The sequence below is a fragment of the Agrobacterium sp. 22-3639C2 genome, from assembly GCF_053522105.1.
In genome coordinates this window covers 187,208-207,385 of sequence record NZ_JBNWDB010000001.1, presented here as the reverse complement: position 1 = coordinate 207,385, position 20,178 = coordinate 187,208, and the positions used below count along the sequence as shown (strand labels likewise).

Below are 20,178 nucleotides of genomic sequence, written 5' to 3'. Positions count from 1 at the left end.
AACCATTGTGTAGTTTGCGACTCAGGCTTTATCGATAATCAAATGGGTCGCGCCCTCGCCGGCCACTGTTGCGGTGCAGCGATAACCAAGCGCAGGCAAATCCAGCCCGTCGAAGAGGTTTTCGCCCTTGCCGAGAAACACCGGGGCCAGCGCCAGATGCAGTTCGTCGATCATGCTTCCGGCCATATATTGCCGAATGGTCGAAACGCCGCCGCCGATCCGGACGTCCCTGCCGTTTGCCGCCTCCAACGCGATGTCGAGGGCGGCCTTGATGCCCGTGTTGACGAAATGAAACACGGTGCCGCCCTTCATCGCAAAGGAGGCGCGCGCATGGTGCGTGAGCACGAAAACCGGCACGTGATAGGGCGGCTCTTCCCCCCACCAGCCCTTCCAGTGTTCATCCGGCCAGGCACCACGGATAGGGCCGAACATGTTGCGGCCCAAGATCCAGGCGCCGATATTTTCGAAACTCTTCTCGGAAAACTGCTCGTCCGTGCCGGTCGAGCCGCCTTGCTTGCCGAACATGCGGTGAAAGGTACGAGTCTTGAACGCCCATTGATGCAGCGTTTCGCCATTCACACCCAGCGGGTTCTGAAGACTTTGATCCGGCCCGGCACCGTATCCGTCAATCGAAATGGCGAAATTTCGAACGACAACCTTCGGCATGGCAATATCCTCCCGTTTCAAGAGGACAGGTTGCCGTGCATCCGGTAACTGGCCTCAGATTTCTCTTTCCAGAGTAACGGCCGTCGGGGTATGCCCGCCGGCGGAACCTTTGTCTTCGGTAACGCTGTTGAGGAGATGATCGGCAATCAGCTCCGCCTGGAATTTACCCAGCTCGTAGCAATAGGTGATCTCACGTTTTTCGGCCGACCAGTAGACATCGGGACGCCCGCAGGACTTCGCCGTCAACTTGACCTCGCCTTTCAAGCCGTAAACGCCGAAACTGCGGCTGATAAGATCGAGAACCTTCGATTCCTTGACCATGATGGCGTAAGGTTCCAGCTCAGGATCGCGCGGCGGCACGTAGCTAACGGTAAATCTGGATGGTGTCTGCGCGCGGTGGGGCGTCAGAAAATCTTCCCACGCCGATGCGATACGCGGATAGGCGGCGCCACATTTGGCAAATTCGTCATTGGCGAGCCCCATCATGGTGGCAAGATCACCATAGCCGTCTTTGTCGCGGCCGACCATCAGGCAGGCCATGTTGCGATCGCGGCTCCTGTCGGGAACAAGTGCCGAAAACACCGGTGCTTCGTGCTGGGGCAAAGCCTCCGTCTCGCGCGCCAGATACCAGCTGTCGGTAGCGTTGACGAGTGCGGTATCAAGCCATTCCTCGTTGGCCTGAAGGATGAGCGTGCCCGCCAGCTGATCGGCAGGTGCTTGCGCGCTGCCGGTCTCCGGCGCGCCGAAATCCGAGATCAGCATGCGTGCACCTTCGTGATAAAGCGAGAAGATCGCATTGCCGATGACGAAATTGACCGCTTGCTGGAGCTGATCGTCGGACAGGCCATCGAGACCGGAGGCGACCTGCGCCTGCGTGTCGATCGGAACCGTCAAAGAAACGAAAGCCAGCGGAACGGCGGCCAGAAAACGACGGAACATAAAATCAGACCTTCCGGGATCGAGGAGCGCCACTGATTCCCGATGCTAACGAGTCACGCAATGGGCTGGTTGCATCACCCGTCAAGAATCGGGTGGATAGAGGTCTGTTTCGGGATCATAGCTGCAAAGAAGCAACGCCGATCCCAACAGAAGGACCTCGCCATGACCGATCTCGTCTTTACAGCAATGCCGGCTAAGGAAGCTGAAGCTTTCCGGGCGGGAGCCGCCGACGCCTATGGCAACCCGCCGGAAAAGGCCGTTTCTCCAGGCGGCATGCCGTGCCGCCATTGCCTTTCCCAGATTAATGAAGGCGAAGGAATGCTGATCCTCGCCTACCGGCCCTTCCCTTCGCTCCAGCCCTATGCGGAAACGGGGCCAGTCTTTCTTCACGCTGAGGCCTGTGAGCACTATCCGCAGACGGATGCCCTTCCCCCGATGCTTAACAGCCCCGATTATATCGTTCGCGGCTATGGCACTGACGACCGCATCGTCTACGGCACCGGAGCGGTGACGGCGACGGACGAAATCCTTTCACGCGCAGCGCATCTTCTGGAGCGGGCAGACGTCGCTTATGTGCATGTGCGCTCCGCCCGCAACAATTGCTATCAGTGCCGTATCGACAAAGCATAATCGCGCGATTACTTGCAATTTTAAGCAAACGGCTAAACGGCTCTCAAACTTTCTACGTCATGATGAAAGCATCGGAAACAATTGATTTGAGTAGCGAAATGACAAACAACCTCAATATGGCGACCCGCACTGCGACCCGTAGCAAGACCCGGATCTACGCGACCGTGCACTATTTCAGCCAGTCGACCCGAGGCCGCGTGGTGGACCTGTCCGCCACCGGCATGGCGCTCGAACTGGACGGACCTTTCGCTGCCGCCAAGGGAAGCCGAGTGAAGGTGCAGAGTGAAGATCTGGGTTTCATCGAGGGTGTCGTGCAATGGCAGCACATGAACCGGCTCGGCCTGCAACTCAAACTTTCCACCAACACGCTGGCACAGCTGTCGTCTTATTTCCGCTTCTTCCACGAAGAAGTAAAACCGACTCTCGCCCGCTAAGCAGACGTTTCCGACAAGGGGAATGCGCAGGCCGGACAAAGCGCATTCCCGAAGCGCACCATGCGCGCGCGGCCACCTTGTGACAAAAAATTTATCAAACGGTTGAAAACTGGCCCGTCCGTCACGGGCTTGTCATTTTGATGATGGACTCCTCGGGGATTGCTTCTACCTTGTCGTTTTCCTGACAGAGCAAGCTTCATACGAAGGAGTTCCCATGTCGTCGCTTCTCGCTCTCCACCCCATCACTCGCCGTTCGCTTCTGGGTGGCATCGCCGCCTCTTCGGCTCTGGTGCTGTTGCATCCCTTCGCCGCGCGCGCCGCAGCCAACCAGGCGCATCTGCGCATCATGGAAACGACTGACATCCACGTTCACGTCTTTCCCTATGATTATTACGCCGACAAACCGAACGACACGATGGGTCTGGCGCGCACCGCTTCGATCATCGGCGCCATCCGTGCCGAGGCCGGAAACTCGATGCTGGTGGACAATGGCGACTTCCTGCAGGGCAATCCGCTCGGCGACTACATAGCCTATGAGCGCGGCATGAAGGCCGGCGACAAACATCCCGTCATCAACGCCATGAATGTCCTTGGCTATGATTGCGGCACGCTTGGCAACCACGAATTCAATTACGGCCTCGACTATATGTCCAATACGCTGGCGGGCGCCGGTTTCCCTTATGTCTGCGCCAACCTCACCAAGGGTCATCTGGCTTCCGATCCCAAGCAGGATGAGCTGTTCTTCAAGCCTTACGTCATCCTCGAGAAACAGATCCGCGATGGTGCAGGCGTAACCAGCCCGGTCAAGGTCGGTATCATCGGTTTCGTGCCGCCGCAGATCATGATGTGGGATTCCAAGAATCTGGAGGGCAAGGCCCAGACGCGCGATATCGTCGAGGCGGCTAAAGCCTGGGTTCCGGTCATGAAGGAAGAAGGTGCCGATATCGTCATCGCCCTTTCCCATTCCGGCATCGATGGCAAGGGCCAGACCGATCGCATGGAAAACGCCTCGCTTTATCTGGCGGGCGTGGAAGGTATTGACGCCATCTTCACTGGTCACCAGCATCTGGTCTTCCCCGGTCCAAAGACATGGGACGGCATCGAGGGTGCGGATGCGGTCAAGGGTACGCTGATGGGCAAGCCGGCCGTGATGGCCGGTTTCTGGGGCTCGCATATGGGCCTCATTGACCTTCTGCTCGAAAAGGACGGCAAAAGCTGGAAGATCGTCGATTTCACCTCGGAGGCCCGGCCGATCTACCACCGCGACGACAATCGCAAGGTCGTTGCAGATGTCACGGACAAACCGGAGGTCATAGCCGCCGCCAAGGCAGATCACGAAGCGGCGCTCGCCTATGTGCGTCGTCCGGTCGGCAAGACGTCGGCGCCACTCTATTCCTACTTCGCGCTGGTGGCCGACGACCCGTCCGTGCAGATCGTCTCCAATGCCCAGACGTGGTACATCAAGGACATGCTGAAGGAAGGGCAATATAAGGATCTGCCCGTGCTTTCGGCAGCAGCGCCCTTCAAGTCTGGCGGTCGCGGTGGTGCGGATTATTACACCGATGTCCCTGCCGGTGACATCGCCATCAAGAACGTCGCCGATCTCTACCTCTACCCCAACACGGTGCAGGCGGTGCTGATCAACGGTGCGCAGGTGAAGAACTGGCTGGAAATGTCCGCCGGCATGTTCAACACGGTCGAGGCCGGCGCAAAGGATGCGCCGCTCCTAAACGCGGATTTTCCGTCCTATAATTTCGACGTCATCGACGGTGTCACCTACCAGATCGACATTTCCAAACCGGCAAAGTTCGACAAGGACGGCAAGGCCGTCAATCCCGACAGCAACCGCATCGTCAACCTGCAATTCGACGGCAAGCCGATCGACCCCGAGCAGAAATTCGTGGTGGCGACCAACAATTACCGTGCAAGCGGCGGCGGAAAATTCCCCGATATCGCCGCCGACAAGGTGATCTTCGTGGCGCCCGACACCAACCGCGACGTGATCGTGCGCTATATCATCGATCAGGGCACCATTAACCCGTCGGCGGATGCCAACTGGTCCTTCGCCCCAGTTGCCAATACGACCGCCATCTTCGAGACTGGCCCGAAGGGTCGCAATTACGCGGCTGACATCAAGGGCGCAAAAATCGAGGATGCCGGCGACGGCGCCGAAGGTTTCGCAAAGTTCCGCCTCGTTCTCTAGAGCTTGCAGCCCTCCCGGCGTTTCATCGGCCGGGAGGGCATTTACTCAATTGCGGTCACTGACGATACGCAACAACAGTGGCAGTTCCGGCGGTGGCTTCTGCTCGATGCGTTGATAGTCGCTGCCATCGCGATTACGGCGAATGAGCCGGAGACCCGCCATGTCACGCCGCAGCATCGCGGCATCTCCAAACAGGTGCAGACCATCGAGAAAGCTGCTGAATTCGCGCTCTGAGAAACTGCGACCGGCTGGTATTCTTGCCCACAGATACCAGAGGCACAGTTCCTGCTGGGAGCGGCGGGCCGGCCACTGCACCAATCTACCGGCAGCGTCGAAAGTCCGCGCGGTCTTCAGCACCCTGCCCTCATTGGCAGGCATTGTCTCCGGTCGTGTCTGCGGTAGCGGCAAGCCACTTGTTACGGGTGGCGTGCGCGCGGCGCGCAGATGCTGAAAGTTGCGAAACCCGGCAGCCCGGCTCAGGAGATTGAGCATCTCCACATGGCTTGGCTGGCGGTCCAGCCTGCCGATTTGTTCGCGTAGCGATTTGGCAAATGTGGAGAGGTCGGCGATATCAATGGAAAAGATCGAACGTGGCATGACTTACCCTCGAGTGCCATTCCGAAGAGGTGTCGCTGATCGCCGGCTTCCGACTAGGCACGGGATAAGTGCTGTCAATCTTTCAAAATGCAGGTTTAGCTTCCCTTGCGGGACGGCGATGCCTCGGTGAACTGCTGACCGTGTTTCCTGTATAAGGCAGGCCATTCACCTTCGTCAATTGGTCACTCAGTCAACCCATGTCACTCGGCGGCGACAGAAATAGTCCGCTGTTTGCCTCCGGCAATTATCCTGTTGAAATCCTTCTGGTTCGGGCATGCCGACAGACGCTGCTGAAAGGCCGTGGCAAGCCACTGGCCAGCGGGACCGGCGGGTGAATCCACCCGGCGCAGCGCAAAGATTGGATATTCGCCCTGCTCATAAGCTTCGAGATCAAGTGCCTTCAGGCTGCCATTGGTCAGGTCGTTGCGCACGATCGATGCGGGCAGACCGCCCCAGCCGAGACCGCCTTTGATGAGCTGGTATTTCGTGGCAATGTCGCTGACCCGCCATGTCTTGTAAGACAGCACGTTGAAATCACGCCCCTTGGTCAGCCCCGACGCATCGGTGACGACGAGCTGGACCTCCTCGCGGACATCGCCCAGAACCAGCGGCCTCTCGATCTGTGCCAGTGGATGATCAGCGGCGACGACCGGCAGCATGAAGGAATGGCCGACCTTTTCGACGACGAGTTCGTCATCCTGGCGCAACAGCGCCCCGCCGATGCCAATCCCAGCCTTGCGGGAGAGCACCATATCCATAACCATGCCCAACTCACCCACATTAAGACTGAGGGTAACGGTGGGGAATTCCTTTCGAAAATCGCGAAGCACCGCAACGACGGCTTCCGCCGGCACCATGGTGCTGATGGCGACAGAAAGCTCGGCCTCCAGCCCCTGCTTCAAACCCTTGGCGCGCGCACGCATTTCCTGCAGACCGGCCACGATGCGCCTTGCATCTTCCAGCATGGCGCGACCCTCGTCCGTCAATCGAGGCTGGCGTACGCCATTGCGCTCGAACAGGCTGACTTCAAGCTGCGCCTCGAGATTGGCGATGGTGTAGCTGACAACAGACTGGGCGCGATTGAGCGCCCGTGACGCGGCAGAGAAACTTCCGGTTTCGGCAACCGTCAAAAACACCTGCAATTGGTCGAGCGTCGGGTTCGCGTCCATGTTCCATCCATTTCATCGATAGGTCGCTTCCACATTATCACAGTTTTCTTGATGGCATCAATTGGTCATATAGGGGGCAAAGGAAGGGCATCGTGCTCTCCCGCCCTCCCAAGGCGCCCGTCAATTCATCGCTTATGCAAGGAAAGACCATGTCCAACATTCTGCTCATCACCTCCAGCCCGCGTGGCGACGAGTCGGTTTCCAACAAGTTTTCCGGCGAACTCGCAAACAAGCTGAAGGCCAAGTCGGCTTCCAATACCCTTGTCCACCGCGATCTTGCTGCCGACCCCATTCCGCATCTCGACACCGTCAAGACCGCTGCGATCCGCAAGGCTCCAGACCAGCGCACGGCTGAAGAAGCGGTTGCAGCCGATTATTCCGACAAGCTGGTTGCAGAGCTTATGGCCGCCGACACTGTCGTCATCGGCACCGGCCTCATCAACTTCAATATCTATTCCGGCCTGAAGTCGTGGATCGACAACGTCGCCCGCGCTGGCCAGACCTTCAAGTACACCGAAACCGGCCCGGTTGGTCTTGCCACCGGCAAGAAGGTCTACATCGTGCTGGCCGCCGCCGGCGTTTATTCCGAAGGCCCGGCTGTGTCGATGAACCACGCCGTTCCCTACCTCAAGACCGTTCTTGGCTTCATGGGCATGACGGATGTGGAAGTGATCTATGTCGAAGGTCTGGCATTCGGACCGGAAGCCGTTGAGAAGGCCGTTGCGGCAGCCGAAGCAAAGGTTGCCGAACTGGCGCAGGCCGCCTGAGGCGCCATTTGACACATGGTGATGCCGGCTCGATTGCCGGTATCAGCCGACCCACATTCCGTAACGGCCGTGCACCTGATCGCGGCCGTTATTTTTTGCCGCATAGAGCCGCGCATCGGCTTCCGATAGCAGCGCGCGGAAAAGCTGCCCGTCCTCGAAAGCCGTGGCGACGCCGATGCTGACAGTCAGCGGCGAACCGTCTGGCCGTTGCAGATCCTTCAATATCGCCGTCCGCAGACCTGCTGAAAAGGCAAGTGCCCCCTCATGGGTCATCGTCGGCAACAGGGCCACGAACTCCTCGCCGCCGAACCGGTAGAGATGGCCGTGCGGTTGCACGATGCGTTTCAGAACGGCGGCGAATTCCCGCAACATCTCATCGCCCTGCAAATGCCCAAAGGTATCGTTGACGGTCTTGAAGTGATCGATATCGACGATCAGCACGCTGACGGGACGTTTCTTTTCCAGACATTCCACGACGACGGACGGCGCATCGAGTTCCATGCGGGCGCGGTCAGACACACCGGTCAGCATGTCGCGGCCGGAACGGGACAAAAGCTCCTCGTAGCGTTCCCTGAAGGTGAGGTCGTTGAAGACATCGGCAACGCTGCGGCGCGTCAGGAAGCGGCCTTTCGCCGCCGTCAGCTTCAGATAAATGGCAAAGAGCAGAGCATAGATGGCAACGGCCACCATCTTCGCTTTCCAGCCATCGTAAAAGACATCGACAGGCGCGTTCAGCATATATCGCAACGCCGCGTAAAAGCCTGCCTGATCCAGGCTCAAAATCACCACGCCACAGATTGCGAAGCGCAGGACAATATGGCGCTGCAAATAGCGTCCCAGCTTTTCGTAAAACAGGATGATGGCGATGGCGTCGATATAAAGCAGGCTGGTTCCCCAGACCATCAGCACGCCCATCTCATCCAGAAATCCGGTATCTACCGACTGTCCGGGGACAATTGCCAACGTCGGATGGAAGCGGATGATCTGCACCATGATGATGGTGAGTATATTGCCGAGAAACAGGCCGTAGATCGGCTGGCGGACGACTGCCGCATCCTCGCGCATATAGAGCATGAGGATCATCATCAGTTTGCCGGCAAAAAGGATCGAGGAGCCGGGTGATACCACGCCAAAGGGCAGCTCGACGTAAAAGACCGCCGCCAGGTAGGTTTCCAGGAAATGCATGACGCCAAGCGCGGTGAGAAAAACACCGATGCCGAGAATATGCCGGTAATGAAGGAATGCCGTCATTACCGAAAAATAGACTATGGCTTCCGCCACGAAGAGGGCCAGATTTGCCCATTGCATCGGCATACGCCCTATCGATCCACATCGCGCCGGTTCATCGGCGCGACTTCATGCCCTCTGAAGACGATAGGCCGAAGCAACCAACGGAATCTTAATGTCCAGCAGAAGAAACCGCCGTCATTTTCCTGGGAAGAGCGATGCACCGTTCTGGTCGATGATCAGCTTTGCCTTACGGATGGTGAACTCAACCGCATCGTCCATGCTGGTGAAGACATCGGCGCGCACGAATTCATGCACGAGCGTTTCCTCGCCGTCCTTTTTCTCGATGCGGCCCGCCAAACGGAACTGGCCGCCTTCCTTCAGCGGCGTCGCATAGATCAGATAGTCTCCATGCACATGCGGTTCCGACTGCGCTGCCTTCTGCGGCGCATCCGCGGACTGGCCGGAGCCGAAGGCCGAAAGGATTTTGGAAAAAAACGATGCCATGGCTTTCACTCCCTTAATCTGTCTCGCATTTCGAAGGGCGGATATGCTCCGCCCTTCCCCGTCGCTCTTATCCCGATCAGATGATCAGGTTCGACAGGATCTCGTTTTCGGTAATATCCTCATAGCCGAGGCCCGCAGCCTCGAAACGTTCAAGAAGCCCTGCGAAGTTTTCCTGCGCGTTGGTTTCGATGCCGATCAGGATCGAACCGAAATTGCGGGCCGATTTCTTCAGATACTCGAAACGGGCGATATCGTCGTCCGGGCCAAGCAGATTGAGGAAATCGCGTAGCGCGCCGGGGCGCTGCGGCAGGCGCAGAATGAAGTATTTCTTCACGCCGGTGTAACGCATGGCGCGTTCCTTGACGTCAGGCAGGCGCTCGAAATCGAAATTGCCGCCGGAGACGACGACGATAACCGTCTTGCCTTCCAGTTTCTCGCGGCCGAGCTTCTCCAGCGCGGCAATGGACAGCGCACCCGCTGGCTCCAGCACCACGCCTTCGAGGTTCAGCATCTCGATGATGGTCACGCAGATGGCGTTTTCGGGGATGAGCAAAACCTGCTCGGCCGGAAAATCCTTCAGCGCCTGGAAGTTGAGATCGCCGATGCGGGCAACGGCGGCGCCGTCGACGAAATTGTCGACCTTGGGGAGCGTTACCGCTTCGCCGCGCTCGAGGCTCCTTTTCAGGCTCGGCGCGCCTTCCGGCTCGCAGAACACGAAGTTGCCCTTTTCAACGGTGCCCGCCAGAAAGCCGGTAAGGCCTGCCGAAAGCCCGCCGCCGCCAACCGGCATGACAACCATATCCGGTTTGGTGCCTTCGGGAAGCTGGTCCATGATTTCGGCAGCAACCGTCGCCTGGCCTTCGATGATATCCTGATGGTCGAAGGGCGGCACCATGTAGGCGTCATTGTCTTCGACGTATTTGCGCGCGGCGGCGTAACATTGGTCGAAAATATCGCCCACCAGACGGATGCTGATGAATTCGCCACCGAAGATACGGGTCTTGTCGATCTTCTGCTGCGGCGTGGTCACCGGCATGAAAACAACACCGTGAACGCCGAAATGGCGGCAGGCGAAAGCAAAGCCCTGCGCATGGTTGCCGGCCGAAGCACAGACGAAAACCTTGTCCTTGCCAGCCTTCGCGACAGCCTTGCGGAGAAAGTTGAATGCGCCTCTAATCTTGTAGGAACGAACCGGAGACAGATCCTCACGCTTCAGCCAAATCGACGCGCCATACCGACGGCTGAGATGTTCATTCAACTGCAACGGCGTTTCCGGGAATATCTCCCGCACTTCCCGCCGCGCTGCCTCCACAAGCTGCTTGTCCACGATTGTCAATCCATTGAAATTCATAATGGCACCCGCTATGCCATAGGAAGGCGTCAGAGACAAAGACTCATTTCACGCTGCCACGAACCCTGGGTTTCATTTCTTGAACAGCAATCTTCTGCGCTCGGTCATATATGTGGCGTCCATCTTCGGGCTCTATCTCGCGACGGCCATGTTCCTGCCCGCGCTGACGGACCTTTATTACGGCAATGACGACTGGACGGTGTTTGCGCTTTCAGGCTTCATGTGCGGCGGCTTTGCACTTGCCTGTGCGCTGGCCACGCGCGCACCGATCGCGTCCTTCAATAAACGTTTCGGCTTCCTGCTCGTCAACGTGCTCTGGCTTGTATTTTCCATTGTCGGAGCGGTTCCGCTCTATCTGTCCGAGCTTGACCTGACGCCCGGTCAGGCCCTTTTCGAATCGGTCTCGGCCATCACAACGACGGGATCGACCGCCATATCCGGCCTCGATAATGCGCCGCAGGGCATACTTCTGTGGCGGTCGTTGCTCTGTTGGCTCGGCGGCATCGGTATTGTCGCGCTTGGCCTCTTCATCCTGCCGCTTTTGCGCGTTGGCGGCATGACCTTCTTCCGCATGGAATCATCCGACACCGGCAATGACCGGCCCTTCGCGCGGCTGGCAAGCTTCACCCGCGCTTTCGTGGCGATCTACATCATCATGACCATCGCCTGCACGGTGGCTTTCGATTTTGCTGGCATGTCGCATTTCGATGCCCTCAACCATGCCATGTCGACGGTTGCGACCGGCGGTTTTTCCACCCACGACGCCTCGTTTGCCTATTTCAACAACACGGCGCTGCTTTGGATTGCCACCATCTTCCTGATCTTCGGCAGCCTGCCCTTCTCGGTGATGATCCTGCTTGCGGTGCGCCGCAGGTTGGAGACGCTGCGCGACCCGCAGATAGCGGTCTTCCTTGGCTATCTCTGCGCGATTTCCATCGCAGTCGGCGTTTATCACCACCTTAGAAACGGCGTACCGCTGGATACTGCGCTCAGCCACTCCTTCTTCAACATGACATCAATCCTCTCGACCGGTGGCTTTGCGAGCGACGACTACACGCTGTGGGGTCCGTTCGTTGTCGTCGTTGCATTTTTCGCAACCTTCATGGGCGGCTGCTCCGGCTCGACGGCGGGTGGTATCAAGGCCTATCGTTTTCTGATCATGTTCAATGTCGTTCGGGCGGGCCTCAAAAAGCTGATCTATCCGAACGCCGTTTATTCGGTCCGTTACGGGCAGCAGGTGGTCGATCCCGACACGATCCGGACGATCTTCCTTTTCGTCAGCTGTTTCATCGCGCTCTGGATCGCCGGCAGCCTTGCCATGAGCCTGATGGGTTACGATTTCCTGACTGCGACCTCGGGCGTTGCGACCGCACTTGCCAATGTCGGCCCTGGCATCGGCCCGATCATCGGGCCTGTCGGCAATTTCTCCACGATCAGTGATCCGGCGCTCTATCTCCTGTCTGTCCTGATGCTGCTTGGACGTCTTGAAATCCTCACCGTTCTCGTGCTGCTGATGCCGATTTTCTGGCGCAACTAAAATGCCGGTGCGCTTATTTTGGCTGCCTTAATAAAGCGCTTGACCTTCCCACGTTGGAATAGTCCAGGCTCCTGCTGTTACGAGTTCCAACCCAAGGAGAACCGCCTATGTGCACCGCCCACCAGCATCACCCCGAAACCGCTGCCGCACCTGTTGATGCCGACCTTTCTTTCCACGTTGAAGACATGACCTGCGGTCACTGCGCCGGTGTGATCAAGGGCGCAATCGAAAAGACCGTCCCCGGCGCCGCCGTTCATGCTGATCCGGCAAGCCGCACGGTTGTGGTTGGCGGCGTCTCCGACGCGGCACGTATTGCTGAAATCATCACCGCTGCAGGCTATACGCCAGAGGCGCGCGCCTGATTTGACGAGATGCCGGCGGCGGCCTTCATCCCTGCCGCCGGATCGACCTGCCTGCCCCCGCTTCACGCCGAGCTTGCGTGACAGCCGCTGGACGATACCAACGTTCGTCCTTCTCCATACCTCCCGCGGCAAGTGCCTCTCCCTTTCGACCGGGGATGACAGTGGAGGTTTTCCCGGTTCCTGAAATTCATATTTTCAACGGCTGACAAGGTCTGAAAACCTGTCCTTCATCATGCTTGGGCCTGTCCGGGCATCTGATACCTATTGATCTTACGATAGGTGGAAAGATCCTTAGGACGAGGATGACGTTGAGTGTGGGCGATGGCCTGTCAACAGGCAAAACCCGGCTCTTTCGAGCCGGGCCATATCTCGTCAGCAATGTCACATTGGCCTATTTCACTGCCAGATCCTTGGTCATGATAAAGTAGTTGATCGGATGCGGCTTGAAGTTTTCGACCTTGTCCGAATAGGCATCGAAAGCGGTCTCATGGACGAGGTAGACGGTGACGGCTTCGTCGTAAATCCGCTTCGCCGCCTCGGCATAGATGGCGTAACGTTTGGCCGGCTCAGCCGCCATATAGGCCGATTTGATCAGCTTGTCCGTCTCCTCACTGCAATAATGGGAGATGTTGTAGCCGCCTCCGCAGGTATAGTCGGCGTTGAGGAACCCGACCGGTTCTGCAACATCGGTGGCATAACCGCGTGACAGAAGGACCATGTCGAAATTGCCGGACAGGAGATCGGGCTCGATCGCAGTGTAATCAGCAACGCGAACATCGACCTTGATGCCGATTTCCTGCAATTGGGCCTGAATAACGGCGGCAACATCCTTGAGTTCGGTTCTTTCAGTATAGGCCAGAAGTGTCAGCTTCAGGCTGCCGGGGGCAATGCCCGCCTCTTTCAGCAGAGCCTTTGCCTTCTCTATGTCATAAGCGGGCGTGACGTTTTGCGGCGCCCACGGCTCTCCCGGTGCGAAGGGCATCGTTGCGGGCTTTACCATGCCTTCATAGATGCTGTCGGCAATACCGGCGGTGTCGATGGCGGCCCGGATCGCCTGCCGAACCTTGATGTCCTTGAACGGCGGCTTCGAATTATTGAGCAGCATTTCCGTAATCCGGGGCACGGTAATTGGCGCAACCTTGACACCCTTCGTGGCTACAATGGTCTTTACCGCCCAAGGTGGAATCACGCGCGAAATCTGCACTTCACCGCTTCTTATCTGGGTGGCGCGGGTATCGGCATCCGGAATAAAGTTCACACGGCCGCCCGAGAGCTTCGGCATACCGTTCCAATAGTCATGGTTCGCCGTCAGTTCCATATATTGGCTGGCATCGAGCTTGGTGATCTTGAACGGTCCGGTGCAGGTTCCGATCGGATCGACCTTGCCGTCCTTATAGGCGGATGGCGCGAGGATCGAAGTCGCCGGGCTTGCCATTTGCGCCGGCAGCAGCACCGATGGCTCGATGGTCGTGATCTTCACGATATCGTCGCCACCAACCTCGACGGCAGCGACCAGCTTAGGCGAAAAGGCCCGGGCCGGAACGGGCGCTTTCAGAAGATTGGTGAGCGCATTGACCGCGGCTTTTGCATTAAGCGGCTCGCCGTTCTGGAACTTCACGCCCTTGCGTAACTTGAACTCCCAAACCTTCGGTGAGGTTTGTGTCCAGGATTCGGCCAAGCCCGGCTCCAGTGCGGTGTCATAGCCGACGCGGACCATGCTTTCGAAACACCCTGCGCGCGAACCGAGATAGGCATCGTCGGAAGCCATCTGCCAGCCGGTCTTGACGCCGGTATAATCGTCATAGGTGATCGTTCCGGCCGTCGCCGCTTGCGTTCCAAAAGAGACCACAATGGCGCTTGTCGCCAAAAGTACGTGCTTTATCATTGAATATTCCCCTTTTATTTTTGATGACAACGCTCAAAAGTCAGTCGTCTTACGAGATTTAAGATCTTCGTAAAAATAGATCTCGAAAGACACAAGAATATCCTTCGGACGCTCCACGAACATCCGCTTGAATATCATTCATTTTATGTTTTTATACTCGGAATTTAATTCCGATATTAATTCATAAACGCACGATTCATCTGTTTTTACAGAACCAGAAGAATGTAACCGCGCTGCTTCTCAACCCCATTCGCGCCAGTGATGGCAACGAGCGAAATGCTCCCCGGCGACGTCTTCCAGAACCGGTTCCTGTTCGCTGCAAATCTGCGTCGCATATTTGCAGCGGGTGTGAAACTTGCAGCCACTTGGAGGATTGAGCGGGCTTGGCAAATCACCATCCAGAAGCATTTCCGGTGCATATAGTCCGGTTTCATCAAGCATCGACGAGGCAATAAGAGCCTTCGTATAGGGATGCTTAGGCGCCCGGAAAAGCTCATCCCGGTCGGCGATTTCAACGATCCGCCCGAGATACATCACCGCGATACGGTCGCAGAGATAACGCACTACGCGCAGGTCATGGGAAATCATCAGCACCGTCAAACCATGACGACGCTTCATGTCCATCAGCAGGTTCAGGATCTGCGTACGCATGGAGGCGTCGAGCGCCGATGTCGGTTCGTCGCACACAAGGAAGCTTGGATTGAGAAGAAGCGCGCGTCCTATGACCACGCGTTGCAACTGCCCGCCGGAGCACTGGCTCGGATAACGGTCATAATAGGAGGCATCGAGGCCGACCTCCTCCAGCATCTTGAACACGCGCGCGATGCGTTCTTCGCGCGTGCCGATGCCGTGCTGGGCAAGCGGCGCTTCCATGCTTTGCCCTATGCGCATGCGCGGGTCGAGCGCGGAATAAGGATCCTGGAACACTAGTTGCACGACACGGCGCATGCGCCGCAGCGTCTCGCCCTGCATGTGCAGAATATCGTGGTCTCCGATGCTGACCTCGCCTTTCGTCGCGTTGGTCAACCGCGTTATCAGCCCGGCGACAGTGCTTTTGCCGCAGCCGGATTCGCCAACGAGACCAAGAACCTCGCCCTCGCCGATCGTGAGGGAAACATCGTCCACGGATTTGACCACGCGATTGCCGAAACCCGATATCGGATAATATTTGCACAGGTTGTTTGCGACCACATAGGGCTTGATCTTGCCATCCGCCTGAGGCTGGTTCGGTGTTTTCACTGTCGATAGCATCGCAACCCTCCTTCAGCAGACTGTGTGACTGGCATGGCTGCCGGCATGGTCGTCGTCGACCGCCCAGCACCGCGCCTTGCGGCCTTCCGGCAAGGCATTCAGATCCGGCTCCGTTGCCATGCAACGGCCGCCCATGCCGGCCGACTGTGCAAGCGCGCAGCGGGGATGGAAACGGCAACCGCAGGACATGTCATGGGCCTGCGAGCTGGAGCCGGGGATCGTCAGCAGCTGCCCCTCGCTGTCGGTCGTCAGAAGCGAGCAGCTGATGAGCGCCTTGGTATAGGGATGTTGCGGCGCCTTGAGGATTGCCTGCGTCGGCCCCTCCTCGACAATGCGCCCAGCATACATCACCGCAATCCGGTCCGCGAAAGCGGCAACGACCGAGAGGTCATGGGTGATGAGCAGCGTGGCAAGCCGCCGCTTCCGACGCTCATCGTCGAGCAGGCGCAATATTTGTGCCTGGACGGTGACATCGAGTGCCGTCGTCGGTTCATCGGCGATCAGCAGTTGCGGATTGCCGGAGAGTGCCGCAGCAATCATGACGCGCTGCGCCATGCCGCCGGAGAGTTCATGTGCGAAGCATTGCGCCCGCGCCGACGGATCGGGAATTCCGACATCCGACAGCATGCCGACAACCCGGCCCAGTGCCGCATGCCGGCTCATCTTGCGGTGGACCCACAGTGGCTCGGCGACCTGCGTCCTGACCCGGCTGGTCGGATCGAGCATGGCCTGCGGTTGCTGAAAAAGCATTCCGATATCGGCGCCGCGCAACGCATCAAGCTCGGAGGGCGAGAGAGTAAGAATGTCGCGCCCGGCAAAGGAAATGCGGCCGGAGTTGATTTCCGCGCCGTGCGGCAACAGCCGCATCAGCGACAGAGCCGTCATGCTCTTGCCGGATCCGGATTCGCCGACCAGTGCAACGACCTCTCCGGCATCGACGGAGAGCGTCAGACCGGAGATAACAAACTTGCGGCCATTTGCAGACGGCACCGAAACGTGCAGATCCTCGATTTCCAGAAGCGGTGTCCGCTCCGGGGCGATGGCCGTATTGGCATGCGTGTGTCCTTCGATATTCATAAGAGTTCCCCTTATTATTATTGCATCGGAGGCATGGGCGTATTTTCAAGCGGCTTCAGACGATAATACTCTCCTTGGGGCTATCGTGCCCTGTGTATGTTTGATCGGCGCGGGTGCCGGTCATTGCTCTAACCGCAGGCGTCAATGGCCGTTCGGTTTCCTGGTATCCATGTTCAGGCCGTGGCCGATCCATGTCACGCTCAACGCCGACAGGAAAATCGCCAGACCCGGTGCGATCACGAGAATGGGCATACGTTCCGCATAGGCCTGCGCATCGGCCAGCATCAGCGCCCAGTCTGCGGCAGGCGGCTGCACGCCGAGGCCGAGAAACGACAGTCCGCCCACCGTGATCAGCTTGTGGCCGAAGCGCAGGAAGGCAACTGCTGCGATGGGCCAGATCGTGTTGGGAATGACATGCCGGAAAATAATGAAGCGGCGTGTGCATCCAAGCACCTCGGCGGCGCGCATATATTCTCGGGAATTGATCGAAAGCGTCAGTCCGCGTGCCAGTCGCGCAAAAGGTGTCCAGCCGACGATCGTCAGCGACGCGATCAACGTTCCATATCCCGGGCCGAAGATGGCGACGAGGAAAATGGCGATCACCACGTCAGGGATGGCGATGAGCAGATCCACCACCCGCATCAGGACTTCATCGACAACGCCGCGGCTGCGACCGCTGATGATGCCGATAAATGTTCCGATGGCGACCGACAGGATGACGGTGATGGCGGCAATCGTGACCGTGAAGCGTCCGCCGATAAGCAACCGGCTCAAAACATCACGCCCAAGATGGTCAGTGCCCAGCCAGTAGGCGGCGCTTGGCGCATTCAATCGCAGGCGAAGGCTTTGCTGCGCGGGATTATAGGGCGAAATCCACGGCGCGATGACGAGCAGCACGATGATGACGAGAAAAATCGCCGAACCCGCGTAGAACGTCCAGTGCCGCCGGCGGATGAAATCCGTGAACCGGAAAAGTGTCGACGGGCGCTTGGGCAAGGTCATTGGCATGGCGGCTACCGGCGCGCTCGGGAAGTGACTAATGGTCATGTTGACCTCGCATTGCTGGATTGATCAGGACATAGAGGCCATCGGCCAGGGTATTGATCAGGATGGAAAGGGCGACGATGCAGATGAAACCGCCCTGCAGCATGGGGATGTCCCGATTGACCACGGCGTCGTAAAGAAGCCGGCCCATTCCGGGGATGGCGAATATCACCTCCACGACCACCGATCCGCCAAGCAGGCCCGCAAGCCACAGGGCAAAGAAGGTGACGATCGGAAGCGAACCGTTGCGAATGCCGTGGCGCATGACCGTGCCATGCATGCCGAGACCGCGGCTGCGGGCCGCCGTGATGTAAGGCGCGCGCAGAACCTCAGCCATGGCGGCGCGCGTCACCTGCGTGAAATAGGCCAGTGGGCGCAGCGTCAATGTCAAAGCGGGAAGCACCAGCGAGCGCCAGCTATCCCAGCCCGCGGACGGCAACCAGCCGAGATAAAGCGCAAAGACGAGCGCCGACATCGGCGCAAACCAGTATTCCGGCGTGGCAACGAAGGTCTGGATCATCAGCGTTGCGAAATTGTCCAGCCGGCCACCCGGACGCATCGCCGCCAACGTGCCGAGCGGCAGGGCGACGGCGACCGCAATCGCCAGCGCCGTCAGTGCTAATGTCACGGACACGCCGAGAGAGCGCAAAAGCTCACCCGCCACCGGCTGGCTGCTGGTGAAGGAAAAGCCCAGATCACCGCGCAGCGCGCCCGACAGCCATGCGAAATATTGGACGTAAAGCGGCCGGTCGAGCCCGAGGCTTAACCGAAGGGCCTCGACTGCATGCGGATCGAGCGCCGTATCGCGCATGCGCGAAAACAGAATGGTGCGGGCAGGATCGCCACCGGCCATGTAGGGCAAAAGAAACGCGATGACGGAGACGATCATCAGCATAAGGCACAGAATAAGGAAGCGTTGTATTATCTGTATCCACATTGCCTGTTCTCCTTCGCCGAAAATGGCCATTGCACTGCAATTGATGATCGGTCCCCGCCGGGGAAATGCGGTTTATTTCATGAGGCGCGGCAAATCCGTCACCACACCGGACGTGCCCTTCAGCATGCCGGAACGCTTGGGCAGGATCGCCACCGGCGTAAAATCGGGGTCTTCAGATTGGGCAAGATCCTGAATGATCGGGCAATCCGGTTCACCATTGTCAGGGCAATAGGTCGCGATATTTCGCAGCGTGTCGGCCATCTCCCGAAGAGCATGCATCTTGGCCTCGAGATCTACGACATGTTCCATGACGATGCGCTTGACGTCGCAGGATGCACCGCCGGGATCGCGCCACAGGGTCATGAGCTGCCTGATCTTTTCGATCGAGAAACCGAGGTCGCGGCCGCGGCGGATGAAACGCAGCGTCTCCAGATCGTTGGTCGTGTAGACCCGATAACCGGATTCCGTGCGGTTTGCGGATTTGATCAGCCCGATCGTCTCGTAGTGGCGGATCATCTTTGCGGAAACACCGGATGCGGTGGCGGCTGTACCAATGTTCATCGATCCTGCTCCTATCTTTCCGGGGTGAAAAACACGTCTGCATGAATGTCGGCGGTGCGGATGCCCCTTGCCAGGAGCTGCGGCACCGTTGCCTCGATCATCGCCGGCGGTCCGGCCAGATAGGCTTTCCAGCCATCGAGATCGTCGAAGTCGTCTGCCACGGCGGAACCGACATAACCGCGCCGTATCTGCGCATGGTCTTCATTCGAGAGAACCGGAACGAAGCTCAGATTGCCGTGGCTTACGGCAAGTTCTTCGAAACGGTCGACCATATAGAGGTCACGCTCGGCGCGGGCGCCGAAATAGACATGGATCGGGCGTTCCCGGCCCGTGGTGCGATCAGTGGCAAGCGCTGCCTCTACCACCGCCTTCACCGGCGCCAGCCCCGAACCGCCGGCAATGCCGAGGATCGGTCCGCAATGCTTTTCCCGCAAATACGAAGCCCCGAAGGGACCGACCAGCACGACAGGGTCACCCGCCTTGGCGTTCGCGAAAATATGGCCACTCGTGACGCCGCCGGGGACATGCCGGATATGGAATTCGATCAGGTCCTCATCGATGCGGCTGGCAATGGAATAGTCACGCGGCGAACAGTCCGGATAAAGCAGGCGCACATATTGGCCGGCCTTGAAGGTAAACAGTTCGCGATCGTCGAGCCTGATGCGGATGAGCTTGATATCATGCGTCGCATCCACCGCTTCCGCGATGACGCCATCAAAGCGGCCGGCCGGAATATCGGCAAACTCATCCTCACCGTCGAGCCAGCCGATCGTCACGTCGCTCAACGGCACGGCGCGGCACGCGAGTGTCAGTCCTTCCGCCTTTTCCTCTTCTGTCAACGAAAAGGGCGTATGCTTGAGAAGGTCGATCTCGCCTGAGACGAGGTGCGATTTGCACGCCCCGCACCGGCCCATGCGACAGCCGTGCGGATAGGAAATTCTGGCGGCAAGGGCGGCCTGAAGGACGGTCTCGCCCTGCGCTGCCACAATGCTGCGTCCGATACGTGGCAAATAGACTGTGTTTCCAGGCGTCAT

The 20,178-nt window shown here is 58.4% G+C and carries 20 protein-coding genes; 6 read left to right on the top strand and 14 right to left on the bottom strand.

Features of this window, described 5'->3' with window-relative positions:
• Positions 1 to 21: 21 nt before the first annotated feature.
• Entirely contained in the window at positions 22 to 666 is a 645-nt protein-coding gene (locus ACQZ6D_RS01015) for a dihydrofolate reductase family protein (RefSeq protein WP_115064065.1), read from the bottom strand.
• Between the two features lie 54 nt (positions 667 to 720).
• Positions 721 to 1,605 (bottom strand): DUF4344 domain-containing metallopeptidase, encoded by an 885-nt coding sequence (locus tag ACQZ6D_RS01010; RefSeq protein ID WP_013635909.1) that lies wholly within the window; start codon positions 1,603 to 1,605, stop codon positions 721 to 723.
• Between the two features lie 162 nt (positions 1,606 to 1,767).
• Between ACQZ6D_RS01010 and ACQZ6D_RS01005 the strand changes: the two genes are divergently transcribed.
• The 3 genes from ACQZ6D_RS01005 (at position 1,768) to ACQZ6D_RS00995 (ending at position 4,872) form a co-directional block, all read left to right on the top strand.
• A complete protein-coding gene (locus ACQZ6D_RS01005; RefSeq protein ID WP_065704737.1) occupies positions 1,768 to 2,235 on the top strand; it encodes a DUF1203 domain-containing protein in 468 nt (155 codons plus the stop codon).
• A gap of 98 nt (positions 2,236 to 2,333) precedes the next feature.
• A complete protein-coding gene (locus tag ACQZ6D_RS01000) occupies positions 2,334 to 2,669 on the top strand; it encodes a PilZ domain-containing protein (protein ID WP_003512551.1) in 336 nt (111 codons plus the stop codon).
• A gap of 214 nt (positions 2,670 to 2,883) precedes the next feature.
• The gene (locus ACQZ6D_RS00995; RefSeq protein WP_448729577.1) at positions 2,884 to 4,872 is read left to right on the top strand and encodes a bifunctional 2',3'-cyclic-nucleotide 2'-phosphodiesterase/3'-nucleotidase; all 1,989 of its coding nucleotides are present in this window, start codon (positions 2,884 to 2,886) and stop codon (positions 4,870 to 4,872) included.
• A gap of 45 nt (positions 4,873 to 4,917) precedes the next feature.
• On the opposite strand, the gene ACQZ6D_RS00990 is transcribed toward ACQZ6D_RS00995, so the two are convergent.
• Both ACQZ6D_RS00990 and ACQZ6D_RS00985 read right to left on the bottom strand, forming a co-directional pair.
• Entirely contained in the window at positions 4,918 to 5,469 is a 552-nt protein-coding gene (locus ACQZ6D_RS00990; RefSeq protein ID WP_065704740.1) for a DUF2087 domain-containing protein, read from the bottom strand.
• Between the two features lie 200 nt (positions 5,470 to 5,669).
• Entirely contained in the window at positions 5,670 to 6,638 is a 969-nt protein-coding gene (locus tag ACQZ6D_RS00985) for a LysR family transcriptional regulator (protein ID WP_013635904.1), read from the bottom strand.
• A gap of 149 nt (positions 6,639 to 6,787) precedes the next feature.
• On the opposite strand from ACQZ6D_RS00985, the gene ACQZ6D_RS00980 reads away from it, so the two are divergent.
• Positions 6,788 to 7,405 (top strand): FMN-dependent NADH-azoreductase, encoded by a 618-nt coding sequence (locus ACQZ6D_RS00980; RefSeq protein WP_003512545.1) that lies wholly within the window; start codon positions 6,788 to 6,790, stop codon positions 7,403 to 7,405.
• A gap of 42 nt (positions 7,406 to 7,447) precedes the next feature.
• Here ACQZ6D_RS00980 and ACQZ6D_RS00975 read toward each other — a convergent pair whose 3' ends face one another.
• From ACQZ6D_RS00975 to ilvA, 3 genes are all read right to left on the bottom strand, one after another.
• Positions 7,448 to 8,713 (bottom strand): GGDEF domain-containing protein, encoded by a 1,266-nt coding sequence (locus ACQZ6D_RS00975; RefSeq protein ID WP_065704978.1) that lies wholly within the window; start codon positions 8,711 to 8,713, stop codon positions 7,448 to 7,450.
• A gap of 117 nt (positions 8,714 to 8,830) precedes the next feature.
• A complete protein-coding gene (locus tag ACQZ6D_RS00970; RefSeq protein ID WP_013635901.1) occupies positions 8,831 to 9,139 on the bottom strand; it encodes an HlyU family transcriptional regulator in 309 nt (102 codons plus the stop codon).
• Positions 9,140 to 9,215: 76 nt separating this feature from the next.
• Positions 9,216 to 10,490, bottom strand: a complete 1,275-nt coding sequence (gene ilvA, locus ACQZ6D_RS00965; RefSeq protein ID WP_029658759.1) for a threonine ammonia-lyase — start codon at positions 10,488 to 10,490, stop codon at positions 9,216 to 9,218.
• Between the two features lie 79 nt (positions 10,491 to 10,569).
• On the opposite strand from ilvA, the gene ACQZ6D_RS00960 reads away from it, so the two are divergent.
• Positions 10,570 to 12,027, top strand: coding sequence for a TrkH family potassium uptake protein (locus ACQZ6D_RS00960; protein ID WP_003512541.1), 1,458 nt, complete (start codon positions 10,570 to 10,572; stop codon positions 12,025 to 12,027).
• A gap of 107 nt (positions 12,028 to 12,134) precedes the next feature.
• Positions 12,135 to 12,389, top strand: coding sequence for a heavy-metal-associated domain-containing protein (locus tag ACQZ6D_RS00955; RefSeq protein ID WP_003496638.1), 255 nt, complete (start codon positions 12,135 to 12,137; stop codon positions 12,387 to 12,389).
• Positions 12,390 to 12,780: 391 nt separating this feature from the next.
• On the opposite strand, the gene ACQZ6D_RS00950 is transcribed toward ACQZ6D_RS00955, so the two are convergent.
• The 7 genes from ACQZ6D_RS00950 to ACQZ6D_RS00920 form a co-directional block, all read right to left on the bottom strand.
• The gene (locus tag ACQZ6D_RS00950) at positions 12,781 to 14,274 is read right to left on the bottom strand and encodes an ABC transporter substrate-binding protein (RefSeq protein ID WP_065704742.1); all 1,494 of its coding nucleotides are present in this window, start codon (positions 14,272 to 14,274) and stop codon (positions 12,781 to 12,783) included.
• 240 nt (positions 14,275 to 14,514) lie between these two features.
• A complete protein-coding gene (locus ACQZ6D_RS00945) occupies positions 14,515 to 15,525 on the bottom strand; it encodes an ABC transporter ATP-binding protein (protein ID WP_065704744.1) in 1,011 nt (336 codons plus the stop codon).
• A 12-nt stretch (positions 15,526 to 15,537) separates the two neighbouring features.
• Entirely contained in the window at positions 15,538 to 16,602 is a 1,065-nt protein-coding gene (locus ACQZ6D_RS00940) for an ABC transporter ATP-binding protein (RefSeq protein ID WP_448729576.1), read from the bottom strand.
• Between the two features lie 141 nt (positions 16,603 to 16,743).
• Positions 16,744 to 17,649: an ABC transporter permease gene (locus ACQZ6D_RS00935; RefSeq protein WP_013635895.1), complete on the bottom strand. Its 906-nt coding sequence runs from the start codon at positions 17,647 to 17,649 to the stop codon at positions 16,744 to 16,746.
• Positions 17,639 to 18,583: an ABC transporter permease gene (locus ACQZ6D_RS00930; RefSeq protein WP_003512536.1), complete on the bottom strand. Its 945-nt coding sequence runs from the start codon at positions 18,581 to 18,583 to the stop codon at positions 17,639 to 17,641. The genes ACQZ6D_RS00935 and ACQZ6D_RS00930 overlap by 11 nt, the downstream gene beginning before the upstream one ends.
• Positions 18,584 to 18,655: 72 nt before the next feature.
• Positions 18,656 to 19,144 (bottom strand): Cu(I)-responsive transcriptional regulator, encoded by a 489-nt coding sequence (gene cueR / locus ACQZ6D_RS00925; RefSeq protein ID WP_013635893.1) that lies wholly within the window; start codon positions 19,142 to 19,144, stop codon positions 18,656 to 18,658.
• Between the two features lie 11 nt (positions 19,145 to 19,155).
• A complete protein-coding gene (locus ACQZ6D_RS00920; RefSeq protein WP_065704746.1) occupies positions 19,156 to 20,178 on the bottom strand; it encodes a 2Fe-2S iron-sulfur cluster-binding protein in 1,023 nt (340 codons plus the stop codon).

Coding starts and splice junctions, on each gene's coding strand:
- ACQZ6D_RS01015 (WP_115064065.1), bottom strand. CDS start 666: ATGCCGAAGGTTGTCGTTCGAAATTTCGCCATTTCGATTGACGGATAC.
- ACQZ6D_RS01010 (WP_013635909.1), bottom strand. CDS start 1,605: ATGTTCCGTCGTTTTCTGGCCGCCGTTCCGCTGGCTTTCGTTTCTTTG.
- ACQZ6D_RS01005 (WP_065704737.1), top strand. CDS start 1,768: ATGACCGATCTCGTCTTTACAGCAATGCCGGCTAAGGAAGCTGAAGCT.
- ACQZ6D_RS01000 (WP_003512551.1), top strand. CDS start 2,334: ATGACAAACAACCTCAATATGGCGACCCGCACTGCGACCCGTAGCAAG.
- ACQZ6D_RS00995 (WP_448729577.1), top strand. CDS start 2,884: ATGTCGTCGCTTCTCGCTCTCCACCCCATCACTCGCCGTTCGCTTCTG.
- ACQZ6D_RS00990 (WP_065704740.1), bottom strand. CDS start 5,469: ATGCCACGTTCGATCTTTTCCATTGATATCGCCGACCTCTCCACATTT.
- ACQZ6D_RS00985 (WP_013635904.1), bottom strand. CDS start 6,638: ATGGACGCGAACCCGACGCTCGACCAATTGCAGGTGTTTTTGACGGTT.
- ACQZ6D_RS00980 (WP_003512545.1), top strand. CDS start 6,788: ATGTCCAACATTCTGCTCATCACCTCCAGCCCGCGTGGCGACGAGTCG.
- ACQZ6D_RS00975 (WP_065704978.1), bottom strand. CDS start 8,713: ATGCAATGGGCAAATCTGGCCCTCTTCGTGGCGGAAGCCATAGTCTAT.
- ACQZ6D_RS00970 (WP_013635901.1), bottom strand. CDS start 9,139: ATGGCATCGTTTTTTTCCAAAATCCTTTCGGCCTTCGGCTCCGGCCAG.
- ilvA (WP_029658759.1), bottom strand. CDS start 10,490: ATGAATTTCAATGGATTGACAATCGTGGACAAGCAGCTTGTGGAGGCA.
- ACQZ6D_RS00955 (WP_003496638.1), top strand. CDS start 12,135: ATGTGCACCGCCCACCAGCATCACCCCGAAACCGCTGCCGCACCTGTT.
- ACQZ6D_RS00950 (WP_065704742.1), bottom strand. CDS start 14,274: ATGATAAAGCACGTACTTTTGGCGACAAGCGCCATTGTGGTCTCTTTT.
- ACQZ6D_RS00945 (WP_065704744.1), bottom strand. CDS start 15,525: ATGCTATCGACAGTGAAAACACCGAACCAGCCTCAGGCGGATGGCAAG.
- ACQZ6D_RS00940 (WP_448729576.1), bottom strand. CDS start 16,602: ATGAATATCGAAGGACACACGCATGCCAATACGGCCATCGCCCCGGAG.
- ACQZ6D_RS00935 (WP_013635895.1), bottom strand. CDS start 17,649: ATGACCATTAGTCACTTCCCGAGCGCGCCGGTAGCCGCCATGCCAATG.
- ACQZ6D_RS00930 (WP_003512536.1), bottom strand. CDS start 18,583: ATGTGGATACAGATAATACAACGCTTCCTTATTCTGTGCCTTATGCTG.
- cueR (WP_013635893.1), bottom strand. CDS start 19,144: ATGAACATTGGTACAGCCGCCACCGCATCCGGTGTTTCCGCAAAGATG.
- ACQZ6D_RS00920 (WP_065704746.1), bottom strand. CDS start 20,178: ATGACGCCTGGAAACACAGTCTATTTGCCACGTATCGGACGCAGCATT.